Source organism: Pseudomonas sp. F-14 TE3482, assembly GCF_053629455.1.
Map to the genome: position 1 here is coordinate 2,224,339 of NZ_JBRJII010000001.1, position 17,153 is coordinate 2,241,491.

Below are 17,153 nucleotides of genomic sequence, written 5' to 3' on the forward strand. Positions count from 1 at the left end.
GTCCATGAGCGAACGTCCCGAAGAGCCAAAGCAGGCTTCTGACGCCGAAAGCCTTCTGCCCATCGATGAACACATCGAAGAAGGGCATGACGCTGAAGGTCGTAAAGTCCGGCATCGTGGTATCTATCTTCTGCCGAATCTGTTCACCACTGCGAACCTCTTCGCAGGGTTCTATTCCATCATCAACTCAATGAGCGCCCAGAGTGCCTTGAGTGCTGGTGATGTGATTGGCGCGAGCAAATATTTTGCGTTTGCCGCGATCGCGATTTTCGTCGCCATGGTGCTCGACGGCCTCGACGGTCGCGTTGCCCGTATGACCAATACCCAAAGCGCCTTCGGTGCGGAGTACGACTCGCTGTCGGACATGGTTGCCTTTGGTGTGGCGCCGGCATTGCTGGCATTCGGTTGGGCCCTGGGTGACATGGGCAAGGTCGGCTGGATGGTTGCCTTCATCTATGTAGCGGGGGCGGCGTTACGCCTGGCGCGTTTCAACACTCAAGTCGGCACCGCAGACAAACGTTACTTCATCGGCCTGGCCAGCCCGGCCGCCGCCGGTGTGGTCGCGGGCATTGTCTGGGCATTCAGCGATTACGGCATTCAGGGTTCCAAGATGTCGTTCCTGGTTGCACTGATGGTTGCCGCCGCCGGGATGCTGATGGTCAGTAACATCAAGTACAACAGCTTCAAGGAGCTGGACTTGAAAGGGCGCGTTCCCTTTGTCGCGATTCTCGCGGTGGTATTGGTATTCGCCGTTGTGTTCAGTGATCCGCCGCGTATCCTGCTGCTGGTCTTCCTTACCTATGCGGCTTCCGGGCCGGTGCAGTACCTGTTGCGTCTTCGTCGCCACAAAAAAGCCGAGTGATGTAATTTCCCTCATACTCCGCAGTCTATGGGTGCATCTGTCCTCCAAAGCTGCGGAGTTGTCATGCTGATCAAAGTCCCCAAAGCGTCTGACTGTCATGAGTCGGACGTCACGCCTGAATCCCTCTACCTTTCTCGCCGCAGTGTATTAGGTGCCGCCGTTGCAGGTTTGGCGGTGAGCAGTCTGCCGCGTTGGGCGAGTGCCGATGATGTTGCGCGTTATGCTGATGTCGAGCCTGGCAAGGCGCCCGCCTGGTTTGCCGAAAAGCTTCCTTCTACCAAATGGGAGGCGGTCAACGTCAAGGACGAGGCGATCACACCTTTCAAGGATGCGACCCACTACAACAACTTCTATGAGTTCGGTACCGATAAAGGTGATCCCGCAGCCAATGCCGGTGCACTGAAAACCGAACCCTGGAGCGTGGTGGTGGACGGGGAGGTGGGTAAGCCGGGGCGGTATGCGCTGGAAGACTTCATGAAGCCTTATCAACTGGAAGAGCGCATCTATCGTCTTCGCTGTGTGGAAGCCTGGTCGATGGTCATTCCGTGGATCGGTTTTCCTGTTTCGGCGTTGCTCAAGGAAGTCGAGCCGACGTCCAAAGCCAAGTTCATTCGCTTCGAGACCTTGCAGGATCCCAAGAGTATGCCCGGGCAGCGTTCCGGCTTTGCCTTGATCGACTGGCCTTATGTAGAAGGGTTGCGTCTGGATGAAGCAATGAATCCATTGGCGATTCTTGCTGTGGGCATGTACGGGCGTGAGTTGCCGAATCAGAACGGTGCGCCGCTGCGCCTGGTGGTGCCTTGGAAGTACGGCTTCAAGAGCATTAAATCCATCGTGCGGATCAGCCTGGTCGGCGAGCAGCCGAAAACTACCTGGCAGAGTATCGCCTCCGATGAATATGGTTTTTATGCGAACGTGAACCCGACAGTCGATCACCCGCGCTGGACCCAGGCACGGGAAAGGCGTTTGCCGAGCGGTCTGTTCAAGCCCAATGTGCGGGACACGCAAATGTTCAACGGCTACTCGGATGAAGTTGCTTCTCTCTATACAGGGCTCGATTTGCGGAAGCATTACTGATGCGATATCCGTTTTGGCGTATTGGCGTCTTCATCACTGCAGCGATTTGGCCAGTGCTTTGGTTGTATCAGGCTTGGGCGGATGTGCTGGGACCTGATCCAGGCAAGGTATTGATTGACCGTCTGGGGCAGGGGACGCTTGTGCTGCTGCTCATTACATTAAGCATGACGCCATTGCAGAAGCTCACCGGTTGGCCGGGATGGATAGCGGTTCGGCGGCAGTTGGGGTTGTGGTGCTTCGCTTATGTGGTTTTGCATTTGAGCGGTTACACCGCGTTTATCCTTGGCTTTGATTGGTCGCAGCTGGGTATCGAGTTGCGCAAGCGGCCCTACATTATTGTCGGGGTGCTGGGATTTCTCTGTTTGCTGGCATTGGCGGTTACCTCTAATCGCTACAGTCAGCGGCGTTTAGGTTCTCGCTGGAAGAAACTGCATCGATTGGTTTATGTGGTTCTCGGGCTCGGATTGCTGCATATGTTGTGGATCGTACGTGCCGATCTGAAGGAGTGGGTGATCTATGCATCTATAGGTGCGTTGTTATTGGTGCTGAGATTGCCGCCTGTAATCCGTCGGATTCCACGTTTAACAGCTAAAAAGCCCACCTCTGCAAGAAAAGCGTAATTAGAGGTTGACGGCAGATTCTGGACGTCTATAATTCGCCCCACTTCCGGCGCAGTCGAAACGTAAAACTCCTTGGTAAACAATGAGTTATGCAGTTTTCGGCAGCGGTTACGCTTCAGTTCATCGAAGCCAGAAGGAGTTGAAAGAGCGGTGTTGTTTGGCTCTTTTGGCGGTTCGATCTTCTCGGTCGAAAGCGGAGAAAAAGAGGTGTTGACAGCAGCGAGTAACGCTGTAGAATTCGCCTCCCGCTAACGAGAGATCGGAAGCGCAAGTGGTTGAAGTTGTTGAAGATTCCCAAGCGAAACTTTGAAAACTTCTGAAAATAACCGCTTGACAGTAACAGAGGCTGCTGTAGAATGCGCGCCTCGGTTGAGACGAAAGATCTTAACCAACCGCTCTTTAACAACTGAATCAAGCAATTCGTGTGGGTGCTTGTGGAGTCAGACTGATAGTCAACAAGATTATCAGCATCACAAGTTACTCCGCGAGAAATCAAAGATGTAACCAACGATTGCTGAGCCAAGTTTAGGGTTTCTTAAAAACCCAAAGATGTTTGAACTGAAGAGTTTGATCATGGCTCAGATTGAACGCTGGCGGCAGGCCTAACACATGCAAGTCGAGCGGCAGCACGGGTACTTGTACCTGGTGGCGAGCGGCGGACGGGTGAGTAATGCCTAGGAATCTGCCTGGTAGTGGGGGATAACGCTCGGAAACGGACGCTAATACCGCATACGTCCTACGGGAGAAAGCAGGGGACCTTCGGGCCTTGCGCTATCAGATGAGCCTAGGTCGGATTAGCTAGTTGGTGAGGTAATGGCTCACCAAGGCGACGATCCGTAACTGGTCTGAGAGGATGATCAGTCACACTGGAACTGAGACACGGTCCAGACTCCTACGGGAGGCAGCAGTGGGGAATATTGGACAATGGGCGAAAGCCTGATCCAGCCATGCCGCGTGTGTGAAGAAGGTCTTCGGATTGTAAAGCACTTTAAGTTGGGAGGAAGGGCAGTTACCTAATACGTAATTGTTTTGACGTTACCGACAGAATAAGCACCGGCTAACTCTGTGCCAGCAGCCGCGGTAATACAGAGGGTGCAAGCGTTAATCGGAATTACTGGGCGTAAAGCGCGCGTAGGTGGTTCGTTAAGTTGGATGTGAAATCCCCGGGCTCAACCTGGGAACTGCATTCAAAACTGACGAGCTAGAGTATGGTAGAGGGTGGTGGAATTTCCTGTGTAGCGGTGAAATGCGTAGATATAGGAAGGAACACCAGTGGCGAAGGCGACCACCTGGACTGATACTGACACTGAGGTGCGAAAGCGTGGGGAGCAAACAGGATTAGATACCCTGGTAGTCCACGCCGTAAACGATGTCAACTAGCCGTTGGGAGCCTTGAGCTCTTAGTGGCGCAGCTAACGCATTAAGTTGACCGCCTGGGGAGTACGGCCGCAAGGTTAAAACTCAAATGAATTGACGGGGGCCCGCACAAGCGGTGGAGCATGTGGTTTAATTCGAAGCAACGCGAAGAACCTTACCAGGCCTTGACATCCAATGAACTTTCCAGAGATGGATTGGTGCCTTCGGGAACATTGAGACAGGTGCTGCATGGCTGTCGTCAGCTCGTGTCGTGAGATGTTGGGTTAAGTCCCGTAACGAGCGCAACCCTTGTCCTTAGTTACCAGCACGTTATGGTGGGCACTCTAAGGAGACTGCCGGTGACAAACCGGAGGAAGGTGGGGATGACGTCAAGTCATCATGGCCCTTACGGCCTGGGCTACACACGTGCTACAATGGTCGGTACAGAGGGTTGCCAAGCCGCGAGGTGGAGCTAATCCCAGAAAACCGATCGTAGTCCGGATCGCAGTCTGCAACTCGACTGCGTGAAGTCGGAATCGCTAGTAATCGCGAATCAGAATGTCGCGGTGAATACGTTCCCGGGCCTTGTACACACCGCCCGTCACACCATGGGAGTGGGTTGCACCAGAAGTAGCTAGTCTAACCTTCGGGAGGACGGTTACCACGGTGTGATTCATGACTGGGGTGAAGTCGTAACAAGGTAGCCGTAGGGGAACCTGCGGCTGGATCACCTCCTTAATCGACGACATCAGCTGCTCCATAAGTTCCCACACGAATTGCTTGATTCATTGAAGAAGACGATAAGAAGCAGCCCGAAATTGGGTCTGTAGCTCAGTTGGTTAGAGCGCACCCCTGATAAGGGTGAGGTCGGCAGTTCGAATCTGCCCAGACCCACCAATTTTGTGTGGGAAACGCCTTTAGAAATACGGGGCCATAGCTCAGCTGGGAGAGCGCCTGCCTTGCACGCAGGAGGTCAACGGTTCGATCCCGTTTGGCTCCACCACTACTGCTTCTGTTTGTTGAAAGCTTAGAAATGAGCATTCCATCGTGACGATGGTGAATGTTGATTTCTAGTCTTTGGCTAGATCGTTCTTTAAAAATTTGGGTATGTGATAGAAAGATAGACTGATGGCCACTTTCACTGGTGGTGATCAGGCTAAGGTAAAATTTGTGAGTTTAATCGCGAATTTTCGGCGAATGTCGTCTTCACAGTATAACCAGATTGCTTGGGGTTATATGGTCAAGTGAAGAAGCGCATACGGTGGATGCCTTGGCAGTCAGAGGCGATGAAAGACGTGGTAGCCTGCGAAAAGCTTCGGGGAGTCGGCAAACAGACTTTGATCCGGAGATGTCTGAATGGGGGAACCCACCTAACATAAGTTAGGTATCTTAAGCTGAATACATAGGCTTAAGAAGCGAACCAGGGGAACTGAAACATCTAAGTACCCTGAGGAAAAGAAATCAACCGAGATTCCCTTAGTAGTGGCGAGCGAACGGGGACTAGCCCTTAAGTGGCTTTGAGATTAGCGGAACGCTCTGGAAAGTGCGGCCATAGTGGGTGATAGCCCTGTACGCGAAAATCTCTTGGTCATGAAATCGAGTAGGACGGAGCACGAGAAACTTTGTCTGAATATGGGGGGACCATCCTCCAAGGCTAAATACTACTGACTGACCGATAGTGAACTAGTACCGTGAGGGAAAGGCGAAAAGAACCCCGGAGAGGGGAGTGAAATAGATCCTGAAACCGTATGCGTACAAGCAGTGGGAGCCCACTTTGTTGGGTGACTGCGTACCTTTTGTATAATGGGTCAGCGACTTATTTTCAGTGGCGAGCTTAACCGAATAGGGGAGGCGTAGCGAAAGCGAGTCTTAATAGGGCGTCTAGTCGCTGGGAATAGACCCGAAACCGGGCGATCTATCCATGGGCAGGTTGAAGGTTGGGTAACACTAACTGGAGGACCGAACCGACTACCGTTGAAAAGTTAGCGGATGACCTGTGGATCGGAGTGAAAGGCTAATCAAGCTCGGAGATAGCTGGTTCTCCTCGAAAGCTATTTAGGTAGCGCCTCATGTATCACTGTAGGGGGTAGAGCACTGTTTCGGCTAGGGGGTCATCCCGACTTACCAAACCGATGCAAACTCCGAATACCTACAAGTGCCGAGCATGGGAGACACACGGCGGGTGCTAACGTCCGTCGTGAAAAGGGAAACAACCCAGACCGTCAGCTAAGGTCCCAAAGTTATGGTTAAGTGGGAAACGATGTGGGAAGGCTTAGACAGCTAGGAGGTTGGCTTAGAAGCAGCCACCCTTTAAAGAAAGCGTAATAGCTCACTAGTCGAGTCGGCCTGCGCGGAAGATGTAACGGGGCTCAAACCATACACCGAAGCTACGGGTATCACTTAGGTGATGCGGTAGAGGAGCGTTCTGTAAGCCTGTGAAGGTGAGTTGAGAAGCTTGCTGGAGGTATCAGAAGTGCGAATGCTGACATGAGTAACGACAATGGGTGTGAAAAACACCCACGCCGAAAGACCAAGGTTTCCTGCGCAACGTTAATCGACGCAGGGTTAGTCGGTCCCTAAGGCGAGGCTGAAAAGCGTAGTCGATGGAAAACAGGTTAATATTCCTGTACTTCTGGTTATTGCGATGGAGGGACGGAGAAGGCTAGGCCAGCTTGGCGTTGGTTGTCCAAGTTTAAGGTGGTAGGCTGGAATCTTAGGTAAATCCGGGATTCTAAGGCCGAGAGCTGATGACGAGTGTTCTTTTAGAACACGAAGTGGTTGATGCCATGCTTCCAAGAAAAGCTTCTAAGCTTCAGGTAACCAGGAACCGTACCCCAAACCGACACAGGTGGTTGGGTAGAGAATACCAAGGCGCTTGAGAGAACTCGGGTGAAGGAACTAGGCAAAATGGCACCGTAACTTCGGGAGAAGGTGCGCCGGTGAGGGTGAAGCATTTACTGCGTAAGCCCACGCCGGTCGAAGATACCAGGCCGCTGCGACTGTTTATTAAAAACACAGCACTCTGCAAACACGAAAGTGGACGTATAGGGTGTGACGCCTGCCCGGTGCCGGAAGGTTAATTGATGGGGTTAGCTAACGCGAAGCTCTTGATCGAAGCCCCGGTAAACGGCGGCCGTAACTATAACGGTCCTAAGGTAGCGAAATTCCTTGTCGGGTAAGTTCCGACCTGCACGAATGGCGTAACGATGGCGGCGCTGTCTCCACCCGAGACTCAGTGAAATTGAAATCGCTGTGAAGATGCAGTGTATCCGCGGCTAGACGGAAAGACCCCGTGAACCTTTACTATAGCTTTGCACTGGACTTTGAATTTGCTTGTGTAGGATAGGTGGGAGGCTTTGAAGCGTGGACGCCAGTTCGCGTGGAGCCAACCTTGAAATACCACCCTGGCAACTTTGAGGTTCTAACTCAGGTCCGTTATCCGGATCGAGGACAGTGTATGGTGGGTAGTTTGACTGGGGCGGTCTCCTCCTAAAGAGTAACGGAGGAGTACGAAGGTGCGCTCAGACCGGTCGGAAATCGGTCGTAGAGTATAAAGGCAAAAGCGCGCTTGACTGCGAGACAGACACGTCGAGCAGGTACGAAAGTAGGTCTTAGTGATCCGGTGGTTCTGTATGGAAGGGCCATCGCTCAACGGATAAAAGGTACTCCGGGGATAACAGGCTGATACCGCCCAAGAGTTCATATCGACGGCGGTGTTTGGCACCTCGATGTCGGCTCATCACATCCTGGGGCTGAAGCCGGTCCCAAGGGTATGGCTGTTCGCCATTTAAAGTGGTACGCGAGCTGGGTTTAGAACGTCGTGAGACAGTTCGGTCCCTATCTGCCGTGGACGTTTGAGATTTGAGAGGGGCTGCTCCTAGTACGAGAGGACCGGAGTGGACGAACCTCTGGTGTTCCGGTTGTCACGCCAGTGGCATTGCCGGGTAGCTATGTTCGGAATAGATAACCGCTGAAAGCATCTAAGCGGGAAACTAGCCTCAAGATGAGATCTCACTGGGACCTTGAGTCCCCTGAAGGGCCGTCGAAGACTACGACGTTGATAGGTTGGGTGTGTAAGCGCTGTGAGGCGTTGAGCTAACCAATACTAATTGCCCGTGAGGCTTGACCATATAACACCCAAGCAATTTGCTGACCTGAAAAGGCACCAGATTGCGGTGTGTGAAGACGAAACGAACCGAAAGTTTGTGACACTCACAAAACACCAAACTATCACATACCCATTCGCTGGAGCGTGAACCCGCAAGGGCCCACGACCTGGCTACCGAATTTCTTGACGACCATAGAGCATTGGAACCACCTGATCCCATCCCGAACTCAGCAGTGAAACGATGCATCGCCGATGGTAGTGTGGGGTTTCCCCATGTGAGAGTAGGTCATCGTCAAGATTAAATTCCGAAACCCCTATCTGCGTATGCAGGTAGGGGTTTTGTTTTGTCCGCAGGAAAAGAGCACTCTGGCGACAATACAAAATTGCACAGTTATTTTCGAGTCAGGACACTAGAATAGGTCCAACTTTTTTGGAGCCAGAGCCTTTATGCCAGATCCGGTTGACGCCCCAGGGCTGTCAGATTTACCGCTGGACGACTTGGTAGCGTGTCATGAGTGCGACTTGCTGATGCGCAAGCCTGAGCTTGCTCATGGTGAGAAAGCCATCTGTGTACGCTGCGGTTATGAGCTGTATGCCCATCGACACAATGTCGTGCAGCGCAGTCTCGCCTTGGTCATTGCCGCGCTGTTGTTGTTCATCCCGGCGAACTTTTTACCCATCATGCAGCTCCATCTACTCGGACAGTCGTCGCACGATACTGTCTGGAGTGGCGTTGTCGGTCTGTTCGATACCGGTATGCGAGGCGTAGCGGCAGTGGTATTCCTTTGCAGCATGGGGATTCCGCTGCTCAAGCTGCTTTGCCAGCTCTTCGTGTTGCTGAGTATTCGCTTCGATATCGGACGCAGTTATGGCCTGCTGCTCTACCGCATTTATCACCATCTACGGGACTGGGGGATGCTCGAGGTCTACCTCATGGGCGTACTGGTTGCGATCGTCAAATTGGCCGATATGGCGGCGATCACCGTAGGTCTTGGTCTGGTGTGCTTCATCAGTTTGTTGTTGGTTCAGGTCTGGCTGGAAGTAGTGATGTCACCGCACCAGATCTGGCAGGCTCTATCAGGAGAGGATGCCCATGCGGGCGATTGATGCAGGCATTCTGATTTGTGCCGAATGCCACGAGTTGAATAAAAAGGAAGCCGATACCGACGAGCAGGTGTGCACTCGCTGCGGTGCGCTGGTTCATGCCCGCCGCCCGAACAGTCTGATGCGTACTTGGGCGTTATTAATCACGGGCGCGATTCTCTACATCCCGGCCAATGTGCTACCGATCATGACCGTCAATTCCCTGGGGCAGGGCGATCCGAGCACCATTATGTCCGGTGTGATCCAACTGGTTCAGCACGGCATGATTCCAATCGCCGCCGTGGTTTTTATCGCCAGCATTCTGGTTCCCACGTTCAAGCTGGTGGGCATCGCATTGCTGCTGTTTTCGGTGCAGCGCCGTCAGCCGCTCTCGGCACGCCAGCGCATTCTGATGTACCGCTTTATCGAGTTCATCGGCCGCTGGTCGATGCTGGATATCTTTGTAATCGCCATTCTGGTGGCGGTTGTGAATTTTGGACGGCTTGCCAGCATCGAAGCCAATCTTGGCGCCATCGCCTTCGCCAGTGTGGTGATTCTGACGATGCTTGCCGCAGTAACTTTCGATCCCCGACTGATTTGGGATAACACGGAGTCGGACGACGACCATGACTGATTTGCCTAAAGCGAAAACCCGACCGGCCTCGAACTGGTCTGCCATTTGGGTGTTGCCCCTGATCGCCTTGATCATCGGCGGCTGGCTCGGCTGGCGTGCCTACAGCGAGACGGGCATCGAGATTCAGGTGCGCTTCGAAAGTGGCGAAGGCATTCAGGCCAACAAGACCGAAGTTGTCTACAAAGGCATGTCGGTCGGCAAGGTGAAAGCCCTCAAACTCGATGACGAAGGCAGCTCCAAAGGAGTGATCGCTACCATCGAGATGAATAAAGACGTGGAGCAATACCTGAGGACCAGCACGCGTTTCTGGCTGGTCAAGCCGAGCGTGACCCTGGCCGGTATCACGGGCCTGGAGACGCTGGTTTCGGGTAACTACGTGGCCGTCAGCCCGGGGGAAGGTGAGCCGACCCGCAAGTTCAAGGCCCTGGCTCAGGAGCCTCCGCTATCGGACGCGCAACCCGGCCTGCACTTGACCATCAAGGCTGATCGCCTGGGCTCGCTGAATCGGGGCAGCCCGGTGTTCTACAAGCAGATTCAGGTCGGTCAGATCAAAAGCTATGTGCTGTCCGCAGACCAAAGCACCGTCGAACTCAAAGTCTTCATTGAACCGACCTACGCCAGCCTGGTGCGTAAACACACGCGTTTCTGGAATGCCAGCGGCATCAGTATCGACGCCAACCTTTCTGGTGTGAAAGTACGTAGCGAGTCCCTCGCCAGCATCGTCGCTGGTGGTATTGCATTTGCCACTCCGGAAAATCGCAAAGACAGCCCGCCTACCGATCCAAGCCTGCCGTTCCGTCTCTATGAGGATTTCGATGCGGCTGCAGCCGGTATTCGGGTCAAGGTCAAACTCAGCGATTTCGAAGGCCTGCAGTCCGGTCGTACGCCGGTGATGTACAAAGGTATCCAGGTCGGCAATTTGAAAACGCTCAAGGTTGATCCGGACCTGTCCAGTGCGACCGCCGAGTTGACTCTCGACCCGCTGGCCGAGGACTACCTGGTCACCGGCACTCAGTTCTGGGTGGTAAAACCATCGATTTCGCTCGCCGGTATTACAGGCCTGGAAGCGCTGGTCAAAGGCAACTACATTGCCGTGCGCCCAGGCGACAAGGGCGGTGCTCCGCAGCGTGAGTTCGAAGCACGGCCCAAGGCGCCGCCGCTGGATCTGCGTTCGCCCGGCCTGCATTTGGTGTTGTTCACCGACAACCTTGGTTCTCTGGAAGTCGGCAGTCCGATTCTCTACAAACAGGTCAAGGTCGGTTCGGTTCAAAGCTATCAATTCTCCCGCACCAAAAAGCAGCTGGTGATCGGGGTGCATATCGAGAAGGAATACGAAGGGCTGGTCAACGCCTCGACGCGTTTCTGGAATGCCAGCGGCATTACGCTCACCGGTGGATTAACCGGCGGCATCCAGGTCAAAAGTGAGTCGTTGCAGAGCCTGATGGCCGGTGGCATCGCCTTCGAAACCCCGGAAGCCAAAGCGCCGTTGCAAAAGCGTATTCCGCGTTTCCGCCTGCATGCCAACCATGATGAGGCAACGCAGAAAGGCACTATGGTGACGATCAAGGTCGATCGCGCCGATGGCCTGCGCAGTGGCACGCCGGTTCGATTCAAAGGCCTGGACGTTGGCAAGATTGAGGACGTCGACCTCAGTGATGACCTGCAATCAGTACTGCTGACCGCTCGGATCACCGAAGTGCCGGAGCGTATCGCTCGGGTCGGCAGTCAGTTCTGGGTGGTTAAACCTGAGCTCGGTCTGATTAAAACCTCGAACCTCGACACTTTGGTCACCGGGCAATACATCGAAGTACAACCGGCGCCGAAGAACCTCGGCCCACAGAAGACTTTCGTGGCCTTGACCAATCCTCCGGAAATCGCCAAGGAAGAGGCTGGTTTAAGCCTGGTGTTGAGTGCTGCTCGTCGGGGTTCGCTGAAGACTGGCGTCCCCGTCACCTATCGCGAAATCACGGTAGGCAAGGTGACCGGCTATGAACTGGGCCAGACGGCTGATCGAGTGTTGGTGCACATCCTGATCGAGCCGAAGTACGCGCCGCTGGTGCGCAGTGGCACGCGGTTCTGGAACACCAGTGGTTTTGGTTTTGACTACGGCTTGTTCAAAGGCGCGACAATACGCACCGAATCGCTGGAGACGCTGGTTCAGGGCGGCATTGCGTTTGCCACACCGGATGGCGACCGCATGGGTGTTCCGGCGCGTGCTGAGCAAACCTTTCCATTGTTCGACCAGTTCGAAGATGAGTGGCTGACCTGGGCGCCAAAGATTTCTCTCGGTAAGTAATTCAGGTTGATTGGCGTCTGAGAAGGCGCCTTCGCGGGCAAGCCCGCTCCCACAGTGATCGGTGGCGTACCCAAAGTCTGGGTTCAATACAAAACCCTGTGGGAGCAGGCTTGCCCGCGAAGAGGCCCTCAAGTCCACTCAAAATTTCAAGAATGCACCCACAAACAAAAAGGCCGCGATCCATTTGGATCGCGGCCTTTTTTTTGGCTTCGGTTTAAGCGTCAGACCGCATCCAGCTCTGGCTCATCAGCTTGTACAACAACGGTTGCCTTCACTTCATCGTGGCGACGAATGTACTTCCAGTCCGCCTCGTCGATGTAAATGCCGTTCGGGCCGCTTCCGCCTTCCAGGTCGATGGCGACACTGGCGCAAACTTGCGGCTTCACACTCGCCAGAATCGGCACGAAACCCAATTGCAGGCTGGTTTCCAGCAGTGCTGCCTGGTTCTTCTCGTCGATGTCCGCCGCCTCGTCGAGGTAGTACGGCAGGCGCACGCGACCGGCCTGATCGCGGTCCATCAAGTGCAGCAACAAGTACATGTTGGTCAGCGCCTTGATGGTCATGGTGGTGCCGTTGGACGCCGCGCCGTCGATGTCGGTGTGGATCACCGGCTGACCGTTGACCTTGGTGATCTCGAACGCCAGCTCGAACAGATCCTTGAGGCCGAGCTGGTTGTGGTTCGCCGCCACCAGCCGCGCCAGGTATTCCTTGGCCTCTTCGTTCTTGTTGTCTTGATCGGCGCTTTGGCTCAGGTCGAAGACGGAAAGGGTTTCGCCTTCTTCGTACTGACCGGCGCTGTGGATGATCTGGTCAATGTGCTTGAGCGCTTCCTTGTTCGGCGCGAGCACGATGCGGAAGCTTTGCAGGTTGGAGACCTGACGCTTGTTGATCTCGCGGTTGAACAGCGCCAGTTGATGTTCGAGGCTGTCATAGTCGCTGCGAATGTTACGCAGGGTCCGGGCGATGTCGGTGACGGCTGCACGACGGGCCTTGCCGAGAGTCAGGGCTTCGTCGGCGCGGTGGGCGTACGCGTTGATCAGCAGTTGCAGGCGACGCTCCATATCGTCTTCGCTGTCGAACTTGGCCACGCCCTTGAGGCGAACCTGAGCATAGAGCGCGTCGATCTGCCCGTCGCTGCGCAGCAGGCCTTGCCAGCTGTCCTGATAGTCGTTGAGCAACGGCAGCAGGTTGTCCATAGAGTCGTCGACCGGGTCCATGAACGGCGTGCCGAATGGCAGGTCCGCCGGCAACAGCTGACGACGGCGCAGGGCGTCGTCGAGGGTGCGTTGCTTGGCTTCCATATCGCCGATCTGCCGGCCGACCAGTTGCAGCTTGGCCGACAGTTGCTGGACGCGCTCGGTGAAGGCATCGCTGGAACGCTTCAATTCATCCTGAGCAGCTTCCATCTGCGCCAACTGCTCAAGCTTGTCGCCTTCCTCGGCGCTCAGGGTTTGCGCGCGGCGGAAATCTTCCAGGGCTTTCTGCGCATCCAGCACTTGCTGGTATAGCGCTTCAGTCTGGGTCTTGCTGGCCGCGCGGTCGGCTGCCACGGCAGCTTGAGTTTTCAGCTGCTTGAGTTCTTTTTCCAGGCGGTCTTTCTGATCGCGCAGCGCCGCGCGGTCAGCCAGGGCTTGCAGGGCTGGCGGCTCGATGTGCGAGATATCGATGGACAGGCCCGGCACTTCGAAGCGCTCGCCTTTGAAGCCATCGAGGATCAGTTCCATGGATTTGACCCACTGACCGTCCTCGTCGAGCGTAATGCCGTGTTCGCCCAACGGCAGGCTGAACAACGCGCTGTTGAACAGGCGCATCAGGCGCTCAACGTCCTGCTGCGAAAACTCTTCGCGCAAACGGGCGTAGCTGTTGTTGTCGGCGTGATCGAGTTGTTGCTTGACCGACTTCAGGCGTTTTTCCAGATCCCGCAGACGCTCTTCGAGGTCTTCGGCACTGAACTGCCGCGACTGGGCCAGCGCACCGGCCAGTTCGTCGTGCGCGTCCTTGGCGGCGAGCAGTTGCTGCTCGAGGACTTTGACGTCATCGACCAGCGCGAAGCGATGCTTGAGCACCGACAACTCGCCGAGCCAGCGCTGGATGCCGGTGATTTCCCGCTCCAGACGCATCAGCTCCTGAGTGCCGCCGCGCTGATCGTTTTGCAGCGCGTCCTGCTCGTTGCGGTAGTGCTCGGCCTGAATCGTCAGTTCTTCCTTGCGCGCACTGGCGTAGTCCGACCAGGTGCCGAGCAGGGAGTCGAGCAGCGGCGACAGGCGATGCAGTTTGCCGCGCAGGATGTCCCGCTGTTTCACGCCGTTGGCCAAGGCTTCAACCAATGGGCCGGCAGCGACCAGCGAGTTGTAGTCCTGCTCCATGCGGCGAACATCACGGAAGGCTTCCTCGCACGCGGCGATGTAATCGACGCTGCCGGAACGCAGGCTGTGTTCGAAGGCATCGAGGAACAGCTGCTTGAGTTTGGCCGCGGTGATTTCGCGCATGTGCAACAAGTTGATGAACAGCGCGCGGAAGGTCTTCAGGCTCTGCTCGCTGGTGGAGCGCAGCGGGATCAGCGTCAGGTCCAGCGGAATCGAGGTGTGACCGCCCACCAGCAAACGACGCAGTTCATCCGGCTTGAGTTCATAGGCTTTCAGGCCTTCGCGCTCAAGGTTGGTGAACAGCTCTTTCTGCCGCAGGCAGGTATCGTCTTTCTGGTAATGGGCCAGATCGAGTTTGCCGGCATAGGCAAAGAACTGGTGACCGAAACCGCCGCCCGGGCCGCGTCCGACCACGCCAATCACGTGTGGGCCGTGGGGCAGGGAGACTTCCACCAGGATGTAACTGGTGTCCGAGGCGAAGTAGAACCGACGGGATTGTTCCAGGCTGTACTTGCCGAAACTCATGTCCGACATGCGCGCCAGAATCGGGAACTGCAAGGCGTTGATCGATGCGGATTTACCGAGGTTGTTCGCCCCGTAAACCGACAGCGGCTCTTCCAGCGGGAACAGGCCGAGGCTGTAACCGGCGGTGTTCAAAAGGGCAAAGCGGCGAATGCCGTAGCGTTCCTTGCTCATGCGTCGGTCTCCTGTTCTTCGGCAATGGCGCGGGCCAGGGCGTCTTCTTCGCTTTCTTCTTCGAAGTCGCTGAGGTCTAGCGGATCATCGGTTTGCAGCAGCTTCTCGTCGCTGTCGTCATCGATTAGCACCGGGACCGGCAATGGCAACACGCTGTGCAGGCTGGCCGCCAGATCACGGTCCTGCTGAACCGACAGGCAGACATCAAGGAAGCGATGCATCGGCGGCAGAAAACGGTAAACGCCGTTTTCTTCGCTGGCGAAACCGAGCTGAGTCATGCGGCGCATGATTTTTTCTTCGAGTTCTTCGACGGTCTGCACTTCTGCCTGGATGAACAGGTCGCGGTACTTCTCCAGCAGCGATGGCAATTCATCGCGGCCAAGGCTGCCCCCATCCAGCACGGCGACCGGGTCGCGGCCCTGATCGGCCAGATGCTCGACAAGGATGAAGGTAAACAGCGCCAGACGTTGCGCGGTCTTGTTTACTGCCGCCGCAGCCAGGTCCGGAACGAAGTAATAGAAACCCCGGGTGTCGCAGACCAGTTCAAAGCCCAGTGCCTTGAACAGCGTGCGGTACTGGTCCTGGAAGTTCGACAATTGCGCGTACAGCTCCGGGTCGCGGCGGCTGACGTGGTAGCCCTTGAACAGCTCGCGAAAGATCGGCGCCAGTTGGGACAGTTCGGATAGATCAAGATGCATGTGGGATGCTCGCAGAATCCTCGGCGGCGGTGTCGCGGGCCGAGAGCAGGGCGAAGGAGCGCAGGCTGACCTGATGCTCATGAGTATGGTAATCGCGGCGTTCCAGACGCTCGCGTGTGAAGCGCTTCTCCCGCGACAGGCGCGAGAACCAGTAGAGCAATTCGTCGGTAGCGCCGTCCGGTTCCTGCTCCAGCAGCCAGGTCATCAGGTCCGGCATCGGCAGGGCGTCTTCGCAACGTTCGAGCATTTCCCGAACCGTACGTGGCGCGCGCGGCGCTTCGCCTTTCTGCGTTTTGTGGGCCTTGGGGAAACGCGCCGGTTTTGGTTCGAAACGGGCCAAGGCGTACACGTAGGCTTCGACTTGACTGGCGCTGCCGAGGAAGGTGCTTTGCGGCCGGGTGAACATCGGCATCGCGGCTTGCGGTACCGCATCGATGCCTTTACGACGAATGGCCGACAAGGCCAGCGCCGCGCCACGGGTCACGGCGTTGTGCCGGCGGGCTTCTTCACGCAGCGGCAGCAGCAGTTCACGGGCATGACGCAGCGTCAGTTGGGCGCTGGTCTGCATTTCGAGGATGCGTGCGTGGGTGCGCAGCAGCATGTCGTCGTCAACCAGATGGCCGAGGCGCTGCTGTTCGGAGAGCATCTTCAGCAGGACCGTTTCGACCTTGCGCACGCCTTGTTCGAAGGCGCCGTCGGCGTTCACCAGTTCAATCATCGGCTCGACGTATTCGTCCCAGGTCGCCAGCACTTCAGCGTAGCGCTGACGCAGCGGGATCTGCCGATCGCTGGTTTTCGCCCGTTCGGCGACGGCCACCAACGCCTGTTCGTCGTTGTCGAGTTTTTTCAGCACATCGCGCACGCGCATGTCGAGCAGACGCAATTGGCGCGCCAGATCGTTGCCGTCGCGAATGTCGAAGGCGTCCTGAATGTAACCGGCCAGGCGCTCGAGATGGCGCAAATAGGCTTCGATTTCCAGGCACAGGCCCAGACGGTGCTCACGGCGCAGGTAAGCGAGGAAATCGTGGATCTGCGCGTTGAGCTCGAAACGGTTCGGGCTTTTCGCCACGGGAACCAGAATGTCGAGGCGGATCCACACGTCGAGCAGGCTGGTGATGTCCTGTGGCGTACTGTCGAGTTGCTGGGCGGCCAGTTGCGTGCGCAGTTCGTTGAGGCTCAGGGTGCCTTGGTCGAAGTGCTCGCACAGTGGCTCCAGAAGTGCCCAGTGTTCAGCGAGGGCGCGCAAGACGCGCTTGGGTTCGATCATCGGAATGGCCGGCTGGTTGGCGATTAAAAGTCGCGATTGTACTGCATCACGCCCGTTGCGATTCACTCTCGGGACGGACAGTTGGCTTTC

General features: G+C 56.0%; 9 protein-coding genes, 2 tRNA genes and 3 rRNA genes. 11 read left to right on the forward strand and 3 right to left on the reverse strand.

Annotated elements, in window-relative coordinates; translation table 11 throughout:
- Window positions 1-4 precede the first annotated feature (4 nt).
- The 11 genes from pssA (at window position 5) to AB7M26_RS10105 (ending at window position 12,036) form a co-directional block, all read left to right on the forward strand.
- Window positions 5-862 carry a CDP-diacylglycerol--serine O-phosphatidyltransferase gene (pssA, locus tag AB7M26_RS10055; RefSeq protein ID WP_429388809.1) on the forward strand — a complete coding sequence of 286 codons (858 nt, stop codon included), beginning with the start codon at window positions 5-7 and terminating at the stop codon, window positions 860-862.
- Between the two features lie 63 nt (window positions 863-925).
- On the forward strand, window positions 926-1,939 hold the full coding sequence (gene msrP / locus AB7M26_RS10060; RefSeq protein WP_123497222.1) for a protein-methionine-sulfoxide reductase catalytic subunit MsrP: 1,014 nt from the start codon (window positions 926-928) through the stop codon (window positions 1,937-1,939).
- Window positions 1,939-2,559: a protein-methionine-sulfoxide reductase heme-binding subunit MsrQ gene (msrQ, locus tag AB7M26_RS10065; RefSeq protein WP_123497224.1), complete on the forward strand. Its 621-nt coding sequence runs from the start codon at window positions 1,939-1,941 to the stop codon at window positions 2,557-2,559. The genes msrP and msrQ overlap by 1 nt, the downstream gene beginning before the upstream one ends.
- A gap of 555 nt (window positions 2,560-3,114) precedes the next feature.
- Window positions 3,115-4,653: ribosomal RNA gene (locus AB7M26_RS10070) — 16S ribosomal RNA — on the forward strand.
- 82 nt (window positions 4,654-4,735) lie between these two features.
- A tRNA-Ile gene (locus tag AB7M26_RS10075) sits at window positions 4,736-4,812 on the forward strand.
- A gap of 30 nt (window positions 4,813-4,842) precedes the next feature.
- Window positions 4,843-4,918, forward strand: a tRNA-Ala gene (locus tag AB7M26_RS10080).
- 235 nt (window positions 4,919-5,153) lie between these two features.
- A 23S ribosomal RNA gene (locus tag AB7M26_RS10085) occupies window positions 5,154-8,045 on the forward strand.
- A gap of 160 nt (window positions 8,046-8,205) precedes the next feature.
- Window positions 8,206-8,321, forward strand: a 5S ribosomal RNA gene (rrf, locus tag AB7M26_RS10090).
- The 16S, 23S and 5S rRNA genes sit together here with 2 tRNA genes alongside, the layout of an rRNA operon.
- Window positions 8,322-8,470: 149 nt before the next feature.
- On the forward strand, window positions 8,471-9,130 hold the full coding sequence (locus AB7M26_RS10095; protein ID WP_123501347.1) for a paraquat-inducible protein A: 660 nt from the start codon (window positions 8,471-8,473) through the stop codon (window positions 9,128-9,130).
- The gene (locus AB7M26_RS10100) at window positions 9,117-9,740 is read left to right on the forward strand and encodes a paraquat-inducible protein A (protein WP_123501346.1); all 624 of its coding nucleotides are present in this window, start codon (window positions 9,117-9,119) and stop codon (window positions 9,738-9,740) included. The genes AB7M26_RS10095 and AB7M26_RS10100 overlap by 14 nt, the downstream gene beginning before the upstream one ends.
- The gene (locus tag AB7M26_RS10105) at window positions 9,733-12,036 is read left to right on the forward strand and encodes a PqiB family protein (protein WP_123501345.1); all 2,304 of its coding nucleotides are present in this window, start codon (window positions 9,733-9,735) and stop codon (window positions 12,034-12,036) included. The genes AB7M26_RS10100 and AB7M26_RS10105 overlap by 8 nt, the downstream gene beginning before the upstream one ends.
- A gap of 221 nt (window positions 12,037-12,257) precedes the next feature.
- Here AB7M26_RS10105 and mksF read toward each other — a convergent pair whose 3' ends face one another.
- Genes mksF through mksB form a run of 3 tightly spaced genes read right to left on the reverse strand, consistent with a single transcriptional unit; the run spans window position 12,258 to window position 17,063 of the window.
- The gene (gene mksF / locus AB7M26_RS10110) at window positions 12,258-15,098 is read right to left on the reverse strand and encodes an Mks condensin complex protein MksF (RefSeq protein WP_123501344.1); all 2,841 of its coding nucleotides are present in this window, start codon (window positions 15,096-15,098) and stop codon (window positions 12,258-12,260) included.
- Entirely contained in the window at window positions 15,095-15,796 is a 702-nt protein-coding gene (gene mksE, locus AB7M26_RS10115) for an Mks condensin complex protein MksE (protein WP_123501343.1), read from the reverse strand. Before mksE ends, mksF begins: the two co-directional genes overlap by 4 nt.
- Window positions 15,786-17,063, reverse strand: a complete 1,278-nt coding sequence (gene mksB, locus AB7M26_RS10120; protein ID WP_185022262.1) for an Mks condensin complex protein MksB — start codon at window positions 17,061-17,063, stop codon at window positions 15,786-15,788. The genes mksE and mksB overlap by 11 nt, the downstream gene beginning before the upstream one ends.
- Window positions 17,064-17,153 lie beyond the last annotated feature (90 nt).

Excerpts from the sequence above, each read along its gene's own strand:
- pssA (WP_429388809.1), top strand. The coding sequence starts at position 5 with ATGAGCGAACGTCCCGAAGAGCCAAAGCAGGCTTCTGACGCCGAAAGC.
- msrP (WP_123497222.1), top strand. The coding sequence starts at position 926 with ATGCTGATCAAAGTCCCCAAAGCGTCTGACTGTCATGAGTCGGACGTC.
- msrQ (WP_123497224.1), top strand. The coding sequence starts at position 1,939 with ATGCGATATCCGTTTTGGCGTATTGGCGTCTTCATCACTGCAGCGATT.
- AB7M26_RS10095 (WP_123501347.1), top strand. The coding sequence starts at position 8,471 with ATGCCAGATCCGGTTGACGCCCCAGGGCTGTCAGATTTACCGCTGGAC.
- AB7M26_RS10100 (WP_123501346.1), top strand. The coding sequence starts at position 9,117 with ATGCGGGCGATTGATGCAGGCATTCTGATTTGTGCCGAATGCCACGAG.
- AB7M26_RS10105 (WP_123501345.1), top strand. The coding sequence starts at position 9,733 with ATGACTGATTTGCCTAAAGCGAAAACCCGACCGGCCTCGAACTGGTCT.
- mksF (WP_123501344.1), bottom strand. The coding sequence starts at position 15,098 with ATGAGCAAGGAACGCTACGGCATTCGCCGCTTTGCCCTTTTGAACACC.
- mksE (WP_123501343.1), bottom strand. The coding sequence starts at position 15,796 with ATGCATCTTGATCTATCCGAACTGTCCCAACTGGCGCCGATCTTTCGC.
- mksB (WP_185022262.1), bottom strand. The coding sequence starts at position 17,063 with ATGATCGAACCCAAGCGCGTCTTGCGCGCCCTCGCTGAACACTGGGCA.